5 protein-coding genes are annotated in these 2090 nt (G+C 72.3%); 4 read left to right on the top strand and 1 reads right to left on the bottom strand.

Translation table 11 applies throughout. The features are described from left to right. Nucleotides 1-139 precede the first annotated feature (139 nt). A complete protein-coding gene (locus tag ACFWA7_RS39945; protein ID WP_385828083.1) occupies nt 140-379 on the top strand; it encodes a hypothetical protein in 240 nt (79 codons plus the stop codon). Between the two features lie 15 nt (nt 380-394). Then, complete coding sequence (locus ACFWA7_RS39940) at nt 395-679, top strand: hypothetical protein (RefSeq protein WP_385828081.1); 285 nt, start codon at nt 395-397, stop codon at nt 677-679. 54 nt (nt 680-733) lie between these two features. On the opposite strand, the gene ACFWA7_RS39935 is transcribed toward ACFWA7_RS39940, so the two are convergent. After that, nucleotides 734-1135 (bottom strand): hypothetical protein, encoded by a 402-nt coding sequence (locus ACFWA7_RS39935; RefSeq protein WP_385828079.1) that lies wholly within the window; start codon nt 1133-1135, stop codon nt 734-736. A gap of 60 nt (nt 1136-1195) precedes the next feature. On the opposite strand from ACFWA7_RS39935, the gene ACFWA7_RS39930 reads away from it, so the two are divergent. Next, on the top strand, nt 1196-1450 hold the full coding sequence (locus tag ACFWA7_RS39930; protein WP_385548956.1) for a hypothetical protein: 255 nt from the start codon (nt 1196-1198) through the stop codon (nt 1448-1450). Nucleotides 1451-1500: 50 nt separating this feature from the next. Continuing rightward, nucleotides 1501-2043 carry a GNAT family N-acetyltransferase gene (locus ACFWA7_RS39925; RefSeq protein ID WP_385828077.1) on the top strand — a complete coding sequence of 181 codons (543 nt, stop codon included), beginning with the start codon at nt 1501-1503 and terminating at the stop codon, nt 2041-2043. Nucleotides 2044-2090 lie beyond the last annotated feature (47 nt).

Here is a 2090-nt window from a genome sequence, read left to right as displayed (position 1 = left end):
GGCGGAACCTCCGCGGCGCAGCACGAGTGCTCCACGTCGCCCGTGGTGGCGGCCACCGGCACGCTCCGGATCACCCCAGCCTCTGGGAGACAGGCTCGAACACCCCCTCCTCCCGCGCCGCCTTCAGCAAGCGGGCCTGATGCGGGGGAAATTCCTGCGCTCCTCGTGGTCGGGGCCGCGCTCCTACACCCGCTGGACGAATTCCAAGTTCGTCTACTCCCCGCGCACGGTCAACGACACCATCTGGTCGGTCCGCTGCCCGGGCGGCGGTACGTACAACTACAACCTCCAGGTCCAGACACACCTGGTGGACACCCGGGGCGATCACGGCGGACCGTATGAGGTCGGAAAAGTACGTCCGCGCCGCCTGCGGCCTTGACCAGGGAAGGCCACCATGCCCAGAGTGCAAGCACGCCTGTTCGCGTTCGGGGACCGGCTGCTGAACCGCGTGGCCGCCGCCCTCGACCGGCCCTCCCCCGCGGGATCGTTCTCCTCCACGCCGCGCACCCCGTGGTGGCGCAGGCCCGCCCGACGCTACCGGGACGGCTTCGAGCGGCGGGTGGAGCGCCGCGAGGACCACCTCCCCGCGCCGACCGCGCGCCCGGCGGGGCCGGGGGCTGGCCCCCCGCGTAGCAGCTCGGCCAAGTCGTCGAAGAAACAGTCCGGCCCGGTGCGGTGAGCACCGGGCCGGACCCGTCCCTGGACCCGGCAGCCGTCCACCGCCGGGGCACGGCTAGGGCAGGGCGCCCGCAGGGGCGAAGTTCGCCGGGTCGTTGTTCCCCGGGATGGAGGCATCGAGCACGTCGCTGTGCCATTCCCGGCCCGTGTCGTCAGCGCCGAAGTGCACGACAGACGAGCCCTCCTCGCCGGTGCCACCCGAGGAGTTCATCGCGACTGCCGCCGTGGTCAGGGTGACGGCCGTGAATGCCAGGGCGCCGATGGCTGACGGTCTTGCGATAGGGCTCAGCACGCCCCGGGCCCGGAGATCGTCGACGTCGGGGAGGTGGGCCTGGTCCAGGGGGCCGGTGTCCAGATCGGCCTGGGTGGCGTGCACCCGGCGGCGGGGCTCGGCGGGCGGCGCCGGCGGCTGCGATGTCCGGGGGCCGGTGCCGAGGGGACGACGGGTGGAGGTCACGGCGGGAGTATTCCACCTGGGCTTTTGCCTGCCAATTCGAACACGCGGTCTAATACTGCCATGGCGACGTTTCCCTTCCCCCGTGATCTCGTGACAGCCCAGGTGGCGTGGTACGACGCGTACCGGCGGCTGACCGATCCCGCGCCGGGCGGGACCGCGGCCGCCCGGCGGAGTCTCCAGCGGCTGTCCGTCCTGATCGCCGCCCATCCGTACTGGGGCCCGGACGGTCCCGCGCCCGCGGCCCGGATGGCCCTGCGCGAGCAGGCGCGGCGGGAGGCGCGGCCGGGACCGGACGGGACAACGGACGGCCGTTGATGGGCTTAATTTGTTTGCCGTCGGCCGACCCGGTCCGATAGGAAGCTCGCATGCTTCGAGGCAACAAGATCGGGCTGCGGGCCCGGCACGAGGAGGACATCCCGATCCTGCGGGCCGAGCTCTACGACGACGTGGTCAACGCCTCGCGGGCCGAGGCCGGGCCGTGGCGGCCGGTCACGCCCGGCTCGAAGGACCCGCGGCTCGTGGTGGACGACAGCCAGCACGGAAGCGTCCCGTTCTCCGTGGTGGAGCTGGACGGCGGCACGCTGGTCGGCACCGCGACCCTGTGGGGCATCGACACCCACAACCGGTCGGCGCACATCGGCCTGGGACTGCTGCCGTCCTCCCGCGGCAAGGGCTACGGCACCGATGTGGTCGCGGCGCTGTGCCACTACGGTTTCGTCGTGCGCGGCCTGCACCGGTTGCAGATCGAGACGCTGGCGGACAACACCGCGATGCTGTGCTCCGCCGAGCGCAACGGCTTCGTCCGTGAGGGCGTGCTGCGCTCCTCGGCCTGGGTGATGGGCGAGTTCCTGGACGAGGTGCTGCTCGGCCTGCTCGCCCAGGACTGGAAGGCGGAGTCGAGGGCCTAGGCTGCTGCCCACGGCTACAGGGCCCCGGCCGACGGTGACGTCGGCCG

This window comes from Streptomyces sp. NPDC059994 (assembly GCF_042737755.1).
Taxonomy (GTDB): domain Bacteria; phylum Actinomycetota; class Actinomycetes; order Streptomycetales; family Streptomycetaceae; genus Streptomyces.
Note: the sequence above shows the minus strand (reverse complement) of the source record. Positions and strands in the feature narration are given on the sequence as shown.